We start from the raw sequence: 16,156 nt of genomic DNA on the forward strand, positions 1-16,156 counted from the left end.
GGGCCGTCCTTAATCAGAATAGCGATCGCCTCTAGAAATGCCGTATCTAGTGCTTGGTGCGGCCAGATTGTGGGCTCGACCATCATCCAACGAGTTCTTCGCGACTGGCACTTTAAGCAGTATTCAGAATGTAAACGGCGGAGTCTTCAGCATAAAACTCCCACGCTCAACGTGCTCGGCAGCAACCTCCGCAGTGAACCCTACCTGCAAAAATTCAGTCCTCGCCTCCTTCGGCCCATGGCGGCTGAAGTCTACGTTTGGATTGGTCGGAAGATTATGTAGCTTGCGGAGCCGGATGCGGGAAATCTGCCTGTCCGGTTCAATGAGCGGGATTGGCGCGACCGGTATGCGAGATGCTGGCTTGGTGCTCGAGTGGTGCTGTCATCCTTATGGGGCCGTTAGCCCGCCGACATGAAAAGCCTTGATCTCCAGATATTCCTCAATCCCGAACTTGGACCCCTCTCGACCGATACCCGATTGCTTGATGCCTCCGAAAGGCGCCACCTCGAGCGAGACCGAGCCGGTGTTGAGGCCGACCATGCCGAACTCCAGCCTCTCTGCGACGCGCCATGAGCGGTTGAGGTCGGATGTATAGAAATAGGATGCCAGTCCGTAGGGAGTTGCATTGGCGATCCGGATCGCTTCTTCCTCGTGCTTGAACCGAAACAGCGGAGCTACCGGCCCGAACGTTTCCTCGTTCGCCAATTGCATGTTCACCGTCGCGTTCGAGAGTACAGTGGGCTCGACGAACTGATCCTTCGAATTGGTCTTTCCGCCGAGCATGATCGCGGCGCCGTTCGAAAGCGCGTCGTCGATGTGACGACGCACCTTTTCGACGGCGGCCCGGTTGATCAGCGGGCCAATCGTGACGCCCTTGCGCAATCCGCTACCGACGACGAGCTTCGAAGTCTCCGCCATGAGGCGGTCGGCGAATCTGTCATAGATTCCGTTCTGCACGAGCACCCGGTTCGCACAGACACATGTCTGTCCGCCATTGCGGAATTTGCTGGCCATCAATCCCGCTACGGCGAAATCGACATCCGCGTCGTCGAACACGATAAAGGGAGCGTTGCCGCCCAGTTCGAAGCTGATGCGCTTGATCGTGCTGGCCGATTGCTGCATCAGAAGCTGTCCGACACGCGTCGATCCGGTGAAGGAGAGCTTGCGGACCGAAGGGTTCGATGCGAGTTCGGCACCGATCGCCTGGGGCATTCCAGTCACGACCGACAAGACTCCCTTCGGAAGGCCGGCCCGCTCGGCCAGCACGGCAAGCGCCAGAGCGGAGAACGGTGTCAATTCCGAAGGCTTCGCGACGATCGGACAACCGGCCGCCAGCGCGGGGCCGGCCTTGCGGGTGATCATCGCGTTCGGGAAATTCCACGGCGTTATCGCGGCGGAAACGCCGACGGGCTCCTTGAGAAGGAGGATGCGGCGATCCGCGGTGGGCGCCGGGATGGTGTCGCCATACAGTCGGCGAGCCTCTTCGGCGAACCACTTGATGAAGCCCGCGCCGTAGCGGATCTCCCCGGCCGATTCCGCGAGCGGCTTGCCCTGCTCCATAGTCATGATCAGGGAAAGGTCGTCGATGTTTTGGAGCATCAAGCGGCACCACTCCTCTAGCAGCCGACCTCGCTCGCTGCTCGGAAGCGAGCGCCAGGCCGGCCATGCCTCCTCCGCTGCCTTGACGGCTCGCCTGGTCTCTTCTGTGCCAAGCGCCGGTACGGTCCCGATCTCGGCGCCGGTCGCCGGATCGGTGACGGGGACGGTGGCACCGCCGTCGGCATCGACCCACGCACCCGCGACGAACGCCTGCTGACGGAAGAGATGCGGATCTTTCAAACGCTCGCCTAGCGACATGGAGGCCTCCGAAAATGAGGTCTGCAGCATCGCATCTTCGCCCAACAGGCTCTGCCGAATAAATACCGCCCGAGGCGATGAAAATGCCGTCTCGGCCAATCTTACAGAATATCCTGCTGCGCCCAACTGGTCTAATGACGCGGAAGAACACGCCCACTTTCGACCGAGGTCCTCGACATGACTCAGTTAAAGTCTCTGGCAACCTACGACGACTTCGCCCGCCTCGATATCCGGATAGGCAAGGTCGTCGAAGTCCAACCTTTCCCACGGGCGCGCAACCCTTCCTACAAAGTCGCCGTCGACGTCGGGGCCGATCGTATCATGTGGTCAAGCGCCCAAATCACGAACTACGAACCGGAGGCGCTAGTCGGCTCGCTCGTCGTCTGTGTCTGCAATCTCGGCCCAAAGAACGTCGCGGGATTCACCTCCGAACTGCTGATTCTCGGCGCAAAGAATGCCGACGGCAAAGTGATCCTTCTCCGTCCCCGCGGCGAGGTCGCTGCCGGAGAGCCGATCATCTAGCGGGGCAATTACGCGCCGCCTCCAGATGCGTCGCGACAGCAAGGCCTGCGGTTTGGCGCTTCGACGACGATAGAGCATGCTGTTTACCCGCCGTCTTCGGCAAATTGATCGAAGGGGCCCGGATAAGATCCCAACAAGGCCGGCGCCGGTGGCGAGGCCGATACATCAGCAAGGGATCAGCCATGTCAGCCGCTCACAGCACCGCCACCGAGCTCGCCGCACTGCGCAACGCCAACATCGCGCGCGGCGTCGTCACCGCCCATCCGATCACCATCGCCCGCGCGGAGGGCGCATTGGTCTGGGACGTAGAAGGCAAGCAGTATCTCGACTTCGTCGCAGGCATCGGCGTGCTCAACGTCGGACACAACCATCCGCGCGTCGTCGCAGCGGTGGAGAAGCAGCTTAAGGACGTCACCCACATGGCCTTTCAGGTCGCGGCCTACCGGCCGTATCTGGAGCTCGCCAAAAAGCTGAACGGCCTGGTCGGCAAGGGCGAAGCCTACAAGAGCATTTTCCTGACGTCCGGAGCCGAAGCGGTCGAAAACGCGGTCAAGATCGCCCGCGCCTACACTAACCGGTCTGCTGTGATCGCATTCAGGGGCGGCTTCCACGGCCGGACGATGCTGGGTGTCAGCCTCACCGGCATGAGCCAACCCTACAAGCAGAACTTTGGACCGTTCGTTTCCGAGATATTCCACACCCCATTTCCGGACGCCTATCGCGACATGACGAGCGAGCGAGCGCTCGAAGCGCTGGACGAGGTCTTCGCAACCGAAATCGCACCGGACCGGGTGGCCGCGATCATCATCGAACCGGTGCAAGGCGACGGCGGCTTCCTGCCGGCCCCGGTACCGTTCCTCACGGCGCTGCGGGAGATCACCAAGCGCCACGGCATCGTGCTCATCGCCGACGAGATCCAGACGGGTTTCGGAAGGACAGGCAAGCTCTTCGGTTTCGAGCACTCCGGAATCAAGCCTGATCTCATAACGGTGGCCAAGAGCCTCGCTGGCGGATTCCCGCTGTCTGGAGTGGTCGGGCGAGCCGAGATCATGGACGCACCTCTGCCCGGCGGCCTGGGCGGCACCTACGGCGGCAACGCCCTTGGATGTGCCGCGGCGCTTGCGGTTTTGGACACCTTCGAGCAGGACGGGCTGCTCGATCGTGCCGAACGTCTCGGTCAGAAGCTGGAAGCGGGCCTACGCGAGCTGGCAGTAAAGCACTCGATTATTGGAAACGTGCGCGGACTGGGCTTCATGCAGGCAATCGAGCTGGTCACCGACCGCAAGACGAAAAAGCCAGACCCCGACCGCGCACAGCGCGTGATCGACAATGCGCGTCAGCGCGGACTCCTGGTCATCAAGTGCGGCGTACATCGAAACGTCATTCGCTTCCTTGCGCCGCTCGTCGTCTCGGAGGAGAACCTTGATAAGGCACTTGCGATAATGGACACGGCACTGTCGGTCGAAGGCGTGCAGGCCGTCGCCTGACCCTTACTGGCCACGCGAGCGTCGGACACTTAAGTGTTCGGCGCTCGCGTAGACCAGCCTCGGACCGTATAATGATGCCCTATCAGGACGACCCGGTGCCGACACGGCCCCGGTCGACGAGCGTGCGCCCGTCATCGCGGCAGACGGCGAAGCGGCGTGGACTTCCGAACCAATACTGGTCGATCCCTCTGAGGAGATCACCCGGAAGAAGGAGCTGATTGATTGAACGGCATGCCGAAACTTGATCGGATTGACCTGAACATCCTCGCCCAGCTGCAAAAAGACGGGAGGATGACGAACGCCAATCTGGCAGATGCTGTCGGTCTTTCGGCGAGCCCATGTTTGCAGCGCGTAAAACGTCTTGAAGCGACGGGTTATATCACGGGCTACGGTGCCCAAATTAACCTCGCCAAGCTGACCGAGAGCATAACGGTTTTCACCGAAGTGACGCTCGTCGATCACCGTAGAGAGGACTTCGTGAGGTTCGAGGCTAACCTGCGCAAGGTCGATGAGTTGATGGAGTGTCATCTCGTTAGCGGTGGATACGACTATCTGCTGCGTTTCGTGAGCCGCAACATCAACCATTACCAGGAGCGGATGGAAAACTTGCTTGAGCGCAATATCGGGATCGAGAAGTACTTCAGCTACATCGTGCTGAAATCGCCGATCGTGAAAAACGTCCTACCGCTCGGGGTCCTGCTCGATCCTCCGCAGTGAATGAGCGCGATCGGCCGTCGAAACACCGATCACGGACGTAGATTGGATTCCTCGACCGAACAGTTTTGCTCCCGGCCCTTTAGCTCACAGTATCGGTGTTCTTCAAATGGACAATACGAATCTTGCCGACTTATCTGTTGGGAGTCGACGACGACTTGCCTTTATCTTCGGTCAACTTCAACACGCGGTCGCTGCAGAGGATTACGGGAGTTTTCGACAAGCCGCTCAAGCTTTATCGATAAAGCAATCGACACTGAGTCGTTCCATCCAACAGTTGGAGAATTCGTTTGGCGTCATTATTTTCGAGCGATCCAGTGGCGGTGTGCGCGCAACGTCAGCAGGCCGTAATTTCCTGCGCCTAGCGCGCTCGATACTGGAGCAAATGCATGCACTCGTCACGTCAACAAGAGCAACTGGACGTGGCGAAACAGGTCGCATGGTCGTCGGATTTTGCACATCACTGACGGCGGGAAATCTGCGCGCGACATTGCTCGATTTTAAGAAACAGTTTCCGCAAGTTGAACTTGCGACCGTCGAGCGATCGAGAGCTCAGCTCACAACTGCACTACGCAACGGTGTGATCGACGTGAATATTACGACAGGCGACATGCCGCCTTTCGATAGCAAGTCCGCGCCGCTCTGGAGCGAACGAATTCTGGTCGTTCTACCCAGTGACCATCCCCTGGCTATGCGCCAAGCTCTCTACTGGACGGATCTGCGGGATCAGATTGTTTTGCTCAGTCATTACGATCCCGGGCGCGAGCTCGAGGACCTCCTGAACGCAAAGCTGATTTCTCCTACTAACCGGCCACGAATCGAACGCCACGATGTCAGTCGTGGCGTCATCAAGAGCCTCATAAGTATGGGGTTCGGCATTGGCCTTGTACTGGAATCCGATATTGGCGCTAGCTTTTCAGGTCTGCTTTATCGGGAGTTGCACGACGGCACGGGGCTGAGCCGAATCGGCTTTTCGGCGGTTTGGCGGCCTGACAACGAGAACCCCGCCGTCGAAAATTTTCTAAAGCTGCTAGCGGAACGCTATCCTTTCCCCTCGGCCGTGTGAAACGATCCTCTGGATTTTGCAAAACCGCGGTCAGTGGCCATGAACCTCGCCAGCATCGGCGCAATCAGTTTGGCCGGATCACTGACGGGTTGGCCGCTTTCCCGAGCGAGAAGGCGTTATCCAGACTCAACGCACGTGTCTCAGACATGTCATGCGGATCGATCATTAGGGTTGCCGATGAAGCTCGTCAAACGTCCGAGTCAAGCGTTCCCGCAGCGAAGCGAGGACAACGCTTGACGCGGCGGCGACACCATAAACTGGCTATGGGGTGCAGGCGAAAGTCCTGCACCCCATAGCCACACCACGATTGCCGCGCTGCGCGGCCGCGAGACCGAGTAGCTTCGTGCCTTGCGGTCACCAACCGGAACATGGCGCAACATGTCCAGATTCTCAGCCTCCTCGTCCGCGAGCAAGAGCTACAGATTGCCCGGCTTCAGGCCGAACCGTCGGAATTGGGACGCGTTGCAACGCTCGTTGCGCTTGCCGCTACGCCGCGACGTTGACGAATCTTTCCCCGCTCGGATTGCGCGCGCCGGCTCCGGTAGCCGCGGTCCGACCGGATGAAGGATTCCAGCATGTGAGGGATTAACGTCGCGGCGTCGACAGGCTCATATAGCCGGCTATGCTCGGCGGCATAACGGTCGAGTTCTTCCTTCAGAGGCTCAGGAATGCCGATCGTCATGCGGACGAGACCGACCTTCGGCAAGCGGCCAAGTTTCAGATCCGCCATTCGTCGCCTCCTTCTCTAAATGCGACAGAGACATGTTGACTCTTCAGATAATCGGCGTAGGCGACGAGGTCGCGATGCACGGCGGCTGGCAATTCGAGTGCAATCTTGAAAGGTTTTTCGTCGGGAATTGCACCAAGTTTGAGTTTGGCCATCCTTCCTGTCATCCTCTGTAAGGTTCAAGCACGAGATCCCGGTTGACTATAACCCGAACCGGGAATCCTGGTCGGATTGTGAGCGTCGGTTGTATGTTGAGATTACGACGCACGACCTGTTGCCCGGTCTGATTCAGCGAATTCGCCGCACTCAAGCGTAACGCCTGAATAATGTCCGTGTTGCTGCCGCTATCTGCGCCCGACCCAAGCTCCGCTCCCACGCCTAGGATCGTCGATAGTAGTGCTGCCTTGACCAACTCGACCCAATGATTGTCGACCTCGTCCTCGAGACCGGAATAGCCACCGGCGTCCGCGCCCTGTTGCCTTTCTAGAACAATCGAGCGGCCATTCGGCATGATCAGCCGTGTCCACACCAAAAGCACCCGCGATTGGCCGAATGCAACCTGGCTGTCATAGACTCCGATGAGCCGCGCTCCCTGCGGGATAAGCTTGGCTCGCCCCGTCGGACTATCGAAAATGTTTTCTGTGACTTGCGCCGTGATCTGCCCAGGAAGATCTGAGCGGACACCCGTAATGAGAGCTGCTGGAATGATCGTGCCCGCCTGCACGACAAAGGGTGAGGCCGGGCGTGAGAGCCGATCGGGCGTTGTAGTCCGCCGGTCGACCGGTGCATTGACGAAGAGGAGTTTGCTATCCTGCCCGTTCTGAGAGAAGGTTTCATCAGAAGTCGGCGCAGTCTTGCTCGCCGTTTCCTGGGATGCGGCATGCGGTGGTGCAATTGGCGCAGTGGTTGACGCAAATACTTTGCTCGTCCGAGCCGCCTCGGTTTCCTGGTCAGCACGTTGTTGTTCGGCGTCAAGGCCGATCGCCGCCGGTTGACCTTCCCCCGTAACGAGCGGACGCCCCAGGTTGCCCGGCAACGGTGGCCCAAGCCGCGCGACGTCGCGGGGAATCCCGGTGTAATCCTGCGGCAATGTTGTCAGGCCATCTGCGACGTTATGATGATCTGTGCTGTAGAGTTCGTCCGGCGTGGAATTGCGCGGGTGGTTGCTTCTCAACGCCCACAGCACCGCACCCGAGATAAGCAGCAAAGCCAATGCGGTGCCACCGGCAAGGACTTTGCGGGAAAGCCTTGTGATCCTCGGGTGGTCTGCGCGTAGACGCAAAGCCTGCGCGCTATCCTCAGATGATGGCGCCGGGCCCGAGACGGTACCGGGGCTCTCGTTTGGTCTATCGCCCGTCACGATCGTCTCCCGTCGGCTCTCGCTATTCGGACTTTCAGCTGCTTCTCTCCACCAAGGCGCAACTCGGCCGCGGCAAACAAACGATCGACGATCAGTACATTTTTGTAGACGCGATAGTTGACGAGTTCGGGCTTGCCGTCCTGGCCGATGACGAACAGCGGCGGCATTTCTCCTTGTGCGATGCCGGGAGAGAACTCGATATAGACCTTGCGGCCGTCATCATAGGCATTGACCGGTCGCCATGGCGGGCTGTCACCCTCGATCACGTAACGGTAGCGTCGCTGGCTCACTTCCGGGATGATGGGAGTTGGCGGCAAAGTCCTGGAGCGGCTGGACCGGTCTTTCGGATAGAACCAGGCAACCGACGGCATGTACGGCTTTTCACGGGAGCGCAGCTCGATCAGGTAGGTCCGTCGATCGGTGTTGACGACAAGATTCGTCTCGATTGCGGGTCGTGTCGGCTTCACCATGATGTGGACGCGCCTGGTGTCGCCGTTGCCGCTTTCGGTGTCACCGACGATCCAGCGCACGGTGTCGCCGGCGGCGAGCGGCCCCGAGCCTGTTAGCTGCTCGCCCGGCTCGAGCGCGATATCCGTGATCTGCCCTGGGGACGCGTAGATCTGATAGAGCGCGCCTGGACTGTAGGGAAAGACCTGGACGGCGTTGAAATACCCTGCGCGCCGAGGCTGGACCCGCGCTACATCGTTAGCAATCTCGATGCGATCGGTCGGGTCCTTAGCCTCTACTTCACCTTTCTTGCCGCCGCTGGCCGGCGTCCAGGATGGCGGGACATGCAGCGGACGTGCATGGTCGTCCGCTAACATCGGTAGATCAGGAGACGGCGGCACATCGTCATCATAACTGATCTGCGGTGGCTTGAAGGTCGTGCAGCCAGAGAGCGAGAGCGCAAAAAGTAAGGCGAGACGCACAGGCGTCCCGTTCCATTTTGAACTCGCGAATCTCGGTAGGGGATTTATCACTTAGCCGAGCTCCTTCGACCAGTTGATGGAATGGACATAGACGCCGAGCGGGTTCTTGCGCAGGCGGTCGGCATCACGCGGGGTTTCGATCACGACAGAAAGGATCGCGGTCCAGCGCTCGGTCGCGGCGAGCTGGCCGCCGTCGTAGCGTCGCTCGGTCCACGCCACTCGAAAGCTCTCCGGCGACGCACGGATGACGCTCGATACGTCGATAGAGATTTGCGTGTTGCCGAGCTTGGCGAATGGATCGTTGTGTCGGGCGTAATCGTTCAGCGCCGCGGCACCACGATCGGTCGTAAAGTCATAGGCGCGCAGCCAGTTCTGGCGCAGCACAATGGCGTCGGCCGGTAGTCCCCGCACGTCCTCGATAAATCTCGCGAGATGAAACGCAATCTGCGGATCGGTCGGCTGATAGAAAGCACTCGCCGGCGCGACTGCCTGGGCCTGACCGAGATGATCCACTTCCACCACCCACGGCGTGATGGTACCCTGAGTGGACTGCCAAACGAGGCTTGCGGCGAGCCCTCCGGACAACAAAAGGCATCCGAACGCCATCAACCGCCAATTCCTGGCTTGGACCCGGGCCGAGCCGATACGCTCGTCCCAGATTTGAGCCGCCTTCTGGTAGGGCGTCACCGGATCCGGCGTACGACCATAGTGCACGGATGGTCGCTTGAACATCAATGCCCTCCCTCGGACAGATCCACGGAGGCACCGCCACCAGCGCTGTCACCGCTGCGAACCGCGTGAGTGGCAGCAGACACACCCTGGTTTACGGTCTGCGCGCGCTTCATGCGGCGCGCCCAGGCCGGTGGTGCGTGCGTTGTTGACGAACCGCCGCCGAGCCCGGCAGCCAGGCGGCGCAGCGGGCTGACGACCGCCGAGCCGCCTGCTTTGGCGACGCCACTCAATCCTCCGGCTCGATAAGCGCTTGCGGTTCCACCTGCTATTGCGGCCGCGCCGCGGGCGCCGCCCGCGAGGGCGCCGCCTCCCAGACCGACACCGCCAGTTGCGAGACCCGCGCCAGCCACGATGGCGCCACCCGCCGCCAAGCCGGTGCTGACGGCGGCACCCGCGCCGAGTTGCGGTCCACCCGACACGATCCCATTGGCAATACCGGGCCCGAAGATGCCGAGGCCAAGGAGGGAGAGCGCCCCAAGCACGAGTGCCATGGCATTATCAATGGTCGGCTGGTTGCCGCCGAAGCCAGCCGTGAACTGCGCAAACAACGTCGAGCCGATGCCGACGATGACGGCCAGCACCAGGACTTTTACGCCGGATGAGATTACGTTGCCGAGCACGCGCTCGGCGGCGAATGCGGTCTTGCCGAACAGGCCAAACGGAATCAGCACAAAACCGGCAAGCGTCGTCAGCTTGAACTCGATGAGGGTAATAAAGAGCTGGATGGCCAGAATAAAGAATGCGAGCAGCACAACGATCCAGGCGAACAACAGAATCGCGATCTGGATAAAATTCTCGAAGAAGCTGACATAGCCCATAAGCCCCGAGATCGAATCGAGGATCGGTCGTCCAGCATCGAGCCCGACCTGGGCGATCTTTCCGGGCCTGAGGAAATCAGCCGACGAAAGTCCGGTGCCAGAGGCCTTTAGGCCCAGACCGGCAAAGCTCTCGAAGATGATGCGGGCGAGGCTATTCCAGTTGCCGATCAGGAAAGCGAAGACTCCGACGAACAAGGTCTTTTTGACGAGGCGAATTAAGATGTCTTCGTCGGCTCCCCATGCCCAGAACAGGCCGGCCAGCGTAACGTCGATCGCCGCCAGTGTTGTGGCGAGATAGCCGACCTCGCCTCCAACTAGCCCAAACCCGGAATCGATGTACTGGGTGAATGTTCCGAGGAACTGATCGATAATACCCGTGCCGGCCATCGGTCACTCCTTCCCGGACTGCTGAATTGAGGGGTAACCAGGTGACAGGCGGTTCTCGTCCTTGGGCGACACGAACAACGAGCGACCGTCTTGAGAAGTCCCGTTGTCGGAAGATGATGATGGTGGCGTCTGGCCGAGGAATTGCCGGCGCTTCTCGGCCCATGCCTTACGGCATTCGGACAGAGCATCTTTCTGCTCGTAGGTAACGGAGCGGCATTCCGCGAGCTTTGTTTCCAAGGGATCAGAGACCCCATCGGCCAATGCGGGAGAATTCGTTTGAGGCTCGTCGCCACGAAGCCGAATGGCACAGGCAGCAAGTACCAGGACGACGAGCACCACGGTCGCCGCATATGGGAGCCGTTCGAGTTTTTTCGTGATCATCAGTGAAACATCTGCACGGTTGTGGGTTGATAGCCTTGGCCTGGGATCAGGAAGCGGCGCAGTTGCTCCCTGCCTTGGTCCTGGGCGGCGGCACGCCGGGCGGACTCCAAGTTTTGTGCGCGTCCATGCGCCGAGATGACCGCTGTGAGATCCGCGAGCTGCTGGGCTTGCAAGGCCAGGAGCTGATTGCCGGCCTGGCTCGCCTGCAACGCGCCGGTTGCCCCTTGGCTCGAGGTGACGAGGGCCGACATCTGTGTATGGTTAGTGTTGAGGTTGCCGACGACGGTGGCATGCGTCCGCATGGCGTCCTGCAGGCCGGCCATCGCGTTCTGCCAGCGCGTCTGCGCGTTTGCGACCAACGCCTGGTCTGACAGGTTTGATGAGGCCGGCGCATAGGTCGTCGAGAACGCGCGATCGATCTGCCCGATGTCATAGGCGATGCGTTGGGCTTGGGCGAGAAGCTGCTGCGTTCGCAGGATCGACTGTTCCAGTTGGAGCAACGACGAGAACGGCAACGTCGCCAGATTCTTTGCCTGATTGATCAACATCTGCGCCTGGTTCTGCAGAGATACGATCTGGTTGTTGATCTGCTGCAGCGCGCGTGCTGCCGTCAGGACGTTTTGCGCGTAGTTGTTCGGATCGAATACGACCAACTGCGCCGAGAGCTGCGCGGGACCAACAAAGGCGGCAAACATGATCACGCCCGCGACGGCGAGACGGCGGAGGCGGTTCATTTCGAGTCCTCCAATTCACCAAGATGCGGAATGAGATCGGTCGCCCACGCGGCGTCGCGGGCTTTCAGCCAGCCGCTCACGAAGTTGTCGCGACCGCCTTCGACCAAAACCTGCCCAATCAGCGCCTGGTCGGCTTTGGAGGAAGCCGCGGTGAAGGCGAGCGCAACCTCGCCGAGACCGAGCTCGAACAGCCGATTGCCGCGGCGGGATTGGCAGTAGTAGTCACGCTTCGGTGTCGCGCGAGCGAGGATTTCGATCTGGCGGTCGTTCAGCCCAAACCGCCGATAGACTGTCGTGATTTGCGGCTCTATAGCGCGGTCGTTGGGCAAGAGAATCCGGGTCGGACAGCTCTCGATGATGGCCGGCGCAATGGCTGAGCCGTCGATGTCGGCCAGCGATTGAGTAGCGAAGATCACGGATGCATTCTTCTTGCGCAGCGTCTTCAGCCACTCGCGCAGTCGCCCGGCGAAGTCGGCGTCGTCAAGCGCAAGCCATCCCTCATCGATGATGAGCAGGGTTGGCCGGCCGTCAAAACGACCCTCGATCCGGTGAAACAGGTAAGCAAGAACGGCCGGTGCGACAGCGGTACCAATCAAGCCGTCTGTCTCGAAGACCTGCACCGAGGTCTCGCCCAAGCTTTCGCTTTCGGCGTCGAGCAAACGATCATAGGGGCCGCCGATACAATAGGGCTGAAGCGCCCGCTTCAACACGTTGGATTGAAGCAGAACAGAAAGGCCGGTCAGAGTCCGTTCCTCAAGGGGAGCGGAGGCGAGCGAACTTAACGCTGACCAGATGTGCTCCTTAGCTTCCGGCGTGACCTCGATCCGCTCTCGGGTCAGGATCGAGCTGATCCAGTCGGCTGCCCAGCCGCGCTCGGCAACATCGTCGATTCCGGCAAGTGGCTGAAGAGAGACGAACTCGGGCGTCTCCCCGGCAAGCGCACCGCCGAGGTCATGCCAGTCCCCGCCCATGGCAATCGCGGCCGCCCGGATTGACCCGCCGAAATCGAACGCGAAGATCTGGGACTGGGGATATCGGCGGAATTGGAGCGCCATCAGCGCCAACAGCACCGATTTGCCAGCGCCGGTCGGTCCTACGACCAGCGTATGTCCGACATCTCCAACATGGAGCGAGAAGCGAAACGGGGTCGATCCCTCCGTCTTGGCCAGGAACAAAGGCGGAGCCTTGAAATGGTGGTCCCTCGCCTCTCCTGCCCATACCGCGGACAACGGAATCATGTGTGCCAGGTTCAAGGTCGAGATCGGAGGTTGCCGCACATTGGCGTAGACATGCCCCGGGAGGCTGCCAAGCCAAGCCTCGATGGCATTCACCGTCTCGACCATGCAGGTGAAATCGCGGCCCTGGATGACCTTTTCGACGAGGCGAAGCTTTTCGTTTGCGGTAGCCGCATCGCTGTCCCAGACCGTGATCGTCGCCGTGACGAACGCCTCGCCGATCTGATCAGACCCGAGTTCCTGGAGGGCGGCGTCGGCATCCATGGCCTTGTTGTGGGCATCGGTATCAAGCAGCGCCGAGGCCTCGTTCGTCATAACCTCCTTCAAGATCGCGCCCACTGACTTGCGTTTGGCAAACCATTGCCGCCTGATCCGGGTCAGGAGTTTTGTGGCATCCGTCTTGTCGAGCATGATCGCGCGGGTCGACCAGCGATAGGCGAACGCGAGACGGTTCAGGTCGTCGAGAATTCCGGGCGTCGTCGCCGTCGGAAAACCCACGACGGTCAAGACTCGGAGTTGAGCTGAGCCAAGCAACGGCTCGAGGCCACCAGTAAGCGTTTGGTCGGCCAGCAGCGCATCGAGATACATCGGAATTTCGGGGACCCTGACCCGTTGCCGCTTGGTCGAGACCGTCGAATGCAGGTAAGTCAGGGTTTCTTCATCGTCGAGCCAGGCGCACTCCGGCATAACGCCTTCGACAAGTTGCAGAACGCGACTGGTGCGATCAACAAACCCGCGAAGAATCTCACGTGCATCACCATCGACTGAGCGGTTGCTGCCTTCATAAAGCAGCCGCTCTGCTTTCGCCGTTCCCTCCACCGGCGGCAGATAGAGAAATGTCAGAAAGTAGCTCGATTCATAGTGGGCACCCGCCTCTTCGAACTGAGCTTTCCGTTCGGCATCGACCAGAGCGGAGGCCACATCCGGAAACGTATTCGGAGGATAGCTGCCCGCGGAATGACGTTGAGCCTCGACAAAAATAGCCCAACCAGATTCGAGACGCCGAAGCACATTGTTCAAACGACCGGCAATGGCGATGAGTTCGGCTGGTACGGCGCTGTCGAGGTCTGGACCCCGGAATCTTGCGGTGCGCTGAAACGAGCCATCCTTGTTCAGGATCACGCCCTCGTCAACGAGGGCTGCCCACGGCAGAAAGTCCGCGAGACGCGTATTCGACCGTCGATATTCGGCGAGGTTCATCATGACAGAACTCACGAGTTGAGATGACCAGGGATGCGGAGATGTCGACGCACGACCTCGATGAAGTCAGGATCGCGCTTGGCGGCCCAGACGGCGGCCATGTGGCCGACGAACCAAAGCAAGAGGCCCGCGATCCAAAGGCGCAGACCGATGCCGAGTGCAGCCGCGAGCGTGCCGTTGAGAATCGCGATGGAGCGTGGCGCACCGCCCATCAGGATCGGTTCGGTCAGCGCGCGATGCACGGGCGTGACGAAGCCTGAGATTTCTGCATCCATCAGATCACCACTCCCCCGCCGAATGAAAAGAACGACAGAAAGAAGCTCGACGCTGCGAACGCGATCGACAAACCGAACACGATCTGGATCAGTCGGCGGAAACCACCCGACGTGTCACCGAAGGCTAGCGAGAGGCCTGTCACGATGATGATGATGACCGCGATAATCTTTGCGACCGGACCTTCGACCGATTGCAGGATCTGATTGAGCGGCTGTTCCCACGGCATGTTGGAGCCGGCAGCCGATGCTGAAGTGGCGGTAAGACAGCTGATTGCGAACGTGGCTGCCGCCACAGCGCCTCGCTTGCCGAGATGCGTAGACTTCATGTTTCGTCCCCTATTGCTGAAAGAACGTAGTCACCCGAAGCCCCAAACCCTTCCACTCCGGCGAGTTCGGCAAGCCGGCGTTCTTTGCCGCGGCCGGAAAGCACAGCGATGACGTTGATGGTTTCGGCGATCAGGGCCCGCGGCACGGTGACGACCGCTTCCTGGATGAGCTGTTCGAGCCGGCGCAATGCACCGAGCGCGCTGCCAGCGTGGATCGTTCCAATGCCGCCGGGATGACCCGTGCCCCACGCCTTCAGTAGATCGAGCGCTTCCGCCCCGCGCACTTCTCCGATCGGAATGCGATCCGGCCGTAGACGAAGAGATGAGCGCACCAAATCCGACAGCGAGACCACGCCATCCTTGGTCCGCAACGCCACAAGATTTGGCGCTTTGCACTGAAGCTCTCGTGTGTCTTCGATGAGAACGACCCGATCCGTGGTCTTTGCAACTTCCGCAAGAAGCGCATTAGTCAGCGTTGTCTTGCCGCTGGATGTGCCACCCGCGACGAGGATGTTCCGGCGGGCTGCAACCGCGCTTCGTAAAGCGTTGGCCCGGTGCGAGCTCATGATCCCCGCCGCCACATAATCGCTGAGCGTGAACACAGCGACCGCTGGCTTGCGGATCGCGAAGGTTGGCGCAGCCACTACCGGCGGCAGCAGCCCCTCGAAGCGCTCTCCTGTTTCGGGTAACTCTGCCGATACGCGCGGGGCGCCGGCGTGAACTTCTGCACCGACATGGTGGGCGACCAATCGAACGATACGTTCGCCGTCGGACGCGGACACCGTTTCGCCGGTGTCCATGAGGCCACTGGACAACCGATCGGCCCAGAGCCGACCATCGGGATTGAGCATCACCTCAACTATTGCTGGATCGTCGAGAAGACGCGCTATCGCTGGGCCGAGAGCCGTGCGCAGCATGCGCGCACCGCGCGAGGTCGCCTCTGACTGAATGGAAAGGTTTGCCACCCTGGTCCCCAACGAATGAGGCCGTCCCCGAGGGGCCTCAGATGGGGATGAATAGAAAAGGCAGTAAACGGCTCAATGCAACAAGAGGACTGTCGGGCCCGTAGCCTGGCGTAGAAAAAGAAACATTAGCTGATGTTCTTTATCCTATCGTTCCATATCGTGGACGCGCGGGGCAATGCTGAACTGGCGGATGGTCTATCGGTGCGTAAAGTCGAGACGTTGATCAGCCTGTAACGTCGCGTCGGTGATTCAATCCGAGCCGACACCAGTGAAAAGTCAAGCAGGTCGCCACACTCATTGAACCTCATGCGCACCGCTCGCAGTCGCAATAGTGTGCGCGGTCTGCTCAAGCCGGCTGTCGACCAGGGTCCGAACCAAATACACTTGGAGAGCGACCGACCGCGATTCGAGTGACTTGACGAACCGCACCGCGTGGCGTGC

General features: G+C 60.3%; 16 protein-coding genes and 2 pseudogenes. 4 read left to right on the top strand and 14 right to left on the bottom strand.

Annotated features, from left to right (window positions below; translation table 11 throughout):
- Positions 1–387: 387 nt before the first annotated feature.
- Positions 388–1,857 carry an NAD-dependent succinate-semialdehyde dehydrogenase gene (locus VKR55_RS28460; RefSeq protein WP_324408697.1) on the bottom strand — a complete coding sequence of 490 codons (1,470 nt, stop codon included), beginning with the start codon at positions 1,855–1,857 and terminating at the stop codon, positions 388–390.
- A 177-nt stretch (positions 1,858–2,034) separates the two neighbouring features.
- On the opposite strand from VKR55_RS28460, the gene VKR55_RS28465 reads away from it, so the two are divergent.
- The 4 genes from VKR55_RS28465 (at position 2,035) to VKR55_RS28480 (ending at position 5,646) form a co-directional block, all read left to right on the top strand.
- A complete protein-coding gene (locus VKR55_RS28465; RefSeq protein ID WP_324408699.1) occupies positions 2,035–2,379 on the top strand; it encodes a tRNA-binding protein in 345 nt (114 codons plus the stop codon).
- Positions 2,380–2,561: 182 nt separating this feature from the next.
- Positions 2,562–3,866 (top strand): 4-aminobutyrate--2-oxoglutarate transaminase, encoded by a 1,305-nt coding sequence (gene gabT / locus VKR55_RS28470; protein WP_324408820.1) that lies wholly within the window; start codon positions 2,562–2,564, stop codon positions 3,864–3,866.
- A 231-nt stretch (positions 3,867–4,097) separates the two neighbouring features.
- The gene (locus VKR55_RS28475; RefSeq protein ID WP_324408821.1) at positions 4,098–4,583 is read left to right on the top strand and encodes an Lrp/AsnC family transcriptional regulator; all 486 of its coding nucleotides are present in this window, start codon (positions 4,098–4,100) and stop codon (positions 4,581–4,583) included.
- A gap of 106 nt (positions 4,584–4,689) precedes the next feature.
- Entirely contained in the window at positions 4,690–5,646 is a 957-nt protein-coding gene (locus tag VKR55_RS28480; protein ID WP_324408701.1) for a LysR family transcriptional regulator, read from the top strand.
- Here VKR55_RS28480 and VKR55_RS28485 read toward each other — a convergent pair.
- The 13 genes and pseudogenes from VKR55_RS28485 to trbB form a co-directional block, all read right to left on the bottom strand.
- Positions 5,622–5,759, bottom strand: a pseudogene (locus VKR55_RS28485) (DUF2274 domain-containing protein); the annotation flags it as partial. The gene VKR55_RS28480 and the pseudogene VKR55_RS28485 overlap by 25 nt on opposite strands.
- Positions 5,760–6,079: 320 nt before the next feature.
- On the bottom strand, positions 6,080–6,376 hold the full coding sequence (locus tag VKR55_RS28490) for a DUF2274 domain-containing protein (protein WP_324408703.1): 297 nt from the start codon (positions 6,374–6,376) through the stop codon (positions 6,080–6,082).
- Between the two features lie 35 nt (positions 6,377–6,411).
- Positions 6,412–6,528 (bottom strand): annotated as a pseudogene (locus VKR55_RS28495) (DUF2274 domain-containing protein); the annotation flags it as partial.
- Between the two features lie 8 nt (positions 6,529–6,536).
- On the bottom strand, positions 6,537–7,733 hold the full coding sequence (locus VKR55_RS28500; RefSeq protein ID WP_324408705.1) for a TraB/TrbI/VirB10 family type IV secretion system protein: 1,197 nt from the start codon (positions 7,731–7,733) through the stop codon (positions 6,537–6,539).
- Positions 7,730–8,662, bottom strand: coding sequence for a P-type conjugative transfer protein TrbG (gene trbG / locus VKR55_RS28505; RefSeq protein WP_324408707.1), 933 nt, complete (start codon positions 8,660–8,662; stop codon positions 7,730–7,732). Before trbG ends, VKR55_RS28500 begins: the two co-directional genes overlap by 4 nt.
- A 51-nt stretch (positions 8,663–8,713) precedes the next feature.
- Entirely contained in the window at positions 8,714–9,394 is a 681-nt protein-coding gene (gene trbF, locus VKR55_RS28510) for a conjugal transfer protein TrbF (RefSeq protein ID WP_324408709.1), read from the bottom strand.
- Positions 9,394–10,599 (bottom strand): P-type conjugative transfer protein TrbL, encoded by a 1,206-nt coding sequence (trbL, locus tag VKR55_RS28515; protein WP_324408711.1) that lies wholly within the window; start codon positions 10,597–10,599, stop codon positions 9,394–9,396. The genes trbF and trbL overlap by 1 nt, the downstream gene beginning before the upstream one ends.
- A gap of 3 nt (positions 10,600–10,602) precedes the next feature.
- The gene (gene trbK-alt / locus VKR55_RS28520; protein WP_324408713.1) at positions 10,603–10,980 is read right to left on the bottom strand and encodes a putative entry exclusion protein TrbK-alt; all 378 of its coding nucleotides are present in this window, start codon (positions 10,978–10,980) and stop codon (positions 10,603–10,605) included.
- Entirely contained in the window at positions 10,980–11,714 is a 735-nt protein-coding gene (gene trbJ / locus VKR55_RS28525; protein WP_324408715.1) for a P-type conjugative transfer protein TrbJ, read from the bottom strand. Before trbJ ends, trbK-alt begins: the two co-directional genes overlap by 1 nt.
- Positions 11,711–14,152: a conjugal transfer protein TrbE gene (gene trbE / locus VKR55_RS28530; protein WP_324408717.1), complete on the bottom strand. Its 2,442-nt coding sequence runs from the start codon at positions 14,150–14,152 to the stop codon at positions 11,711–11,713. Before trbE ends, trbJ begins: the two co-directional genes overlap by 4 nt.
- An 8-nt stretch (positions 14,153–14,160) precedes the next feature.
- On the bottom strand, positions 14,161–14,424 hold the full coding sequence (locus VKR55_RS28535; protein ID WP_324408719.1) for a VirB3 family type IV secretion system protein: 264 nt from the start codon (positions 14,422–14,424) through the stop codon (positions 14,161–14,163).
- A complete protein-coding gene (locus VKR55_RS28540) occupies positions 14,424–14,750 on the bottom strand; it encodes a TrbC/VirB2 family type IV secretion system protein (RefSeq protein WP_324408721.1) in 327 nt (108 codons plus the stop codon). Before VKR55_RS28540 ends, VKR55_RS28535 begins: the two co-directional genes overlap by 1 nt.
- Positions 14,747–15,667 carry a P-type conjugative transfer ATPase TrbB gene (gene trbB / locus VKR55_RS28545; protein WP_324408822.1) on the bottom strand — a complete coding sequence of 307 codons (921 nt, stop codon included), beginning with the start codon at positions 15,665–15,667 and terminating at the stop codon, positions 14,747–14,749. Before trbB ends, VKR55_RS28540 begins: the two co-directional genes overlap by 4 nt.
- Positions 15,668–16,156 lie beyond the last annotated feature (489 nt).

The organism is Bradyrhizobium sp. (genome assembly GCF_035309285.1).
Lineage (GTDB): Bacteria > Pseudomonadota > Alphaproteobacteria > Rhizobiales > Xanthobacteraceae > Bradyrhizobium.

What these genes read in the sequence shown, in the direction of transcription:
- VKR55_RS28460 (WP_324408697.1), bottom strand. Translation starts at nt 1,857, where the DNA reads ATGTCGCTAGGCGAGCGTTTGAAAGATCCGCATCTCTTCCGTCAGCAG.
- trbF (WP_324408709.1), bottom strand. Translation starts at nt 9,394, where the DNA reads ATGTTCAAGCGACCATCCGTGCACTATGGTCGTACGCCGGATCCGGTG.
- VKR55_RS28540 (WP_324408721.1), bottom strand. Translation starts at nt 14,750, where the DNA reads ATGAAGTCTACGCATCTCGGCAAGCGAGGCGCTGTGGCGGCAGCCACG.
- VKR55_RS28480 (WP_324408701.1), top strand. Translation starts at nt 4,690, where the DNA reads ATGGACAATACGAATCTTGCCGACTTATCTGTTGGGAGTCGACGACGA.
- gabT (WP_324408820.1), top strand. Translation starts at nt 2,562, where the DNA reads ATGTCAGCCGCTCACAGCACCGCCACCGAGCTCGCCGCACTGCGCAAC.
- VKR55_RS28490 (WP_324408703.1), bottom strand. Translation starts at nt 6,376, where the DNA reads ATGGCGGATCTGAAACTTGGCCGCTTGCCGAAGGTCGGTCTCGTCCGC.
- trbB (WP_324408822.1), bottom strand. Translation starts at nt 15,667, where the DNA reads ATGCTGCGCACGGCTCTCGGCCCAGCGATAGCGCGTCTTCTCGACGAT.
- VKR55_RS28465 (WP_324408699.1), top strand. Translation starts at nt 2,035, where the DNA reads ATGACTCAGTTAAAGTCTCTGGCAACCTACGACGACTTCGCCCGCCTC.
- trbL (WP_324408711.1), bottom strand. Translation starts at nt 10,599, where the DNA reads ATGGCCGGCACGGGTATTATCGATCAGTTCCTCGGAACATTCACCCAG.
- trbE (WP_324408717.1), bottom strand. Translation starts at nt 14,152, where the DNA reads ATGATGAACCTCGCCGAATATCGACGGTCGAATACGCGTCTCGCGGAC.
- trbJ (WP_324408715.1), bottom strand. Translation starts at nt 11,714, where the DNA reads ATGAACCGCCTCCGCCGTCTCGCCGTCGCGGGCGTGATCATGTTTGCC.
- trbK-alt (WP_324408713.1), bottom strand. Translation starts at nt 10,980, where the DNA reads ATGATCACGAAAAAACTCGAACGGCTCCCATATGCGGCGACCGTGGTG.
- VKR55_RS28535 (WP_324408719.1), bottom strand. Translation starts at nt 14,424, where the DNA reads ATGGATGCAGAAATCTCAGGCTTCGTCACGCCCGTGCATCGCGCGCTG.
- VKR55_RS28475 (WP_324408821.1), top strand. Translation starts at nt 4,098, where the DNA reads ATGCCGAAACTTGATCGGATTGACCTGAACATCCTCGCCCAGCTGCAA.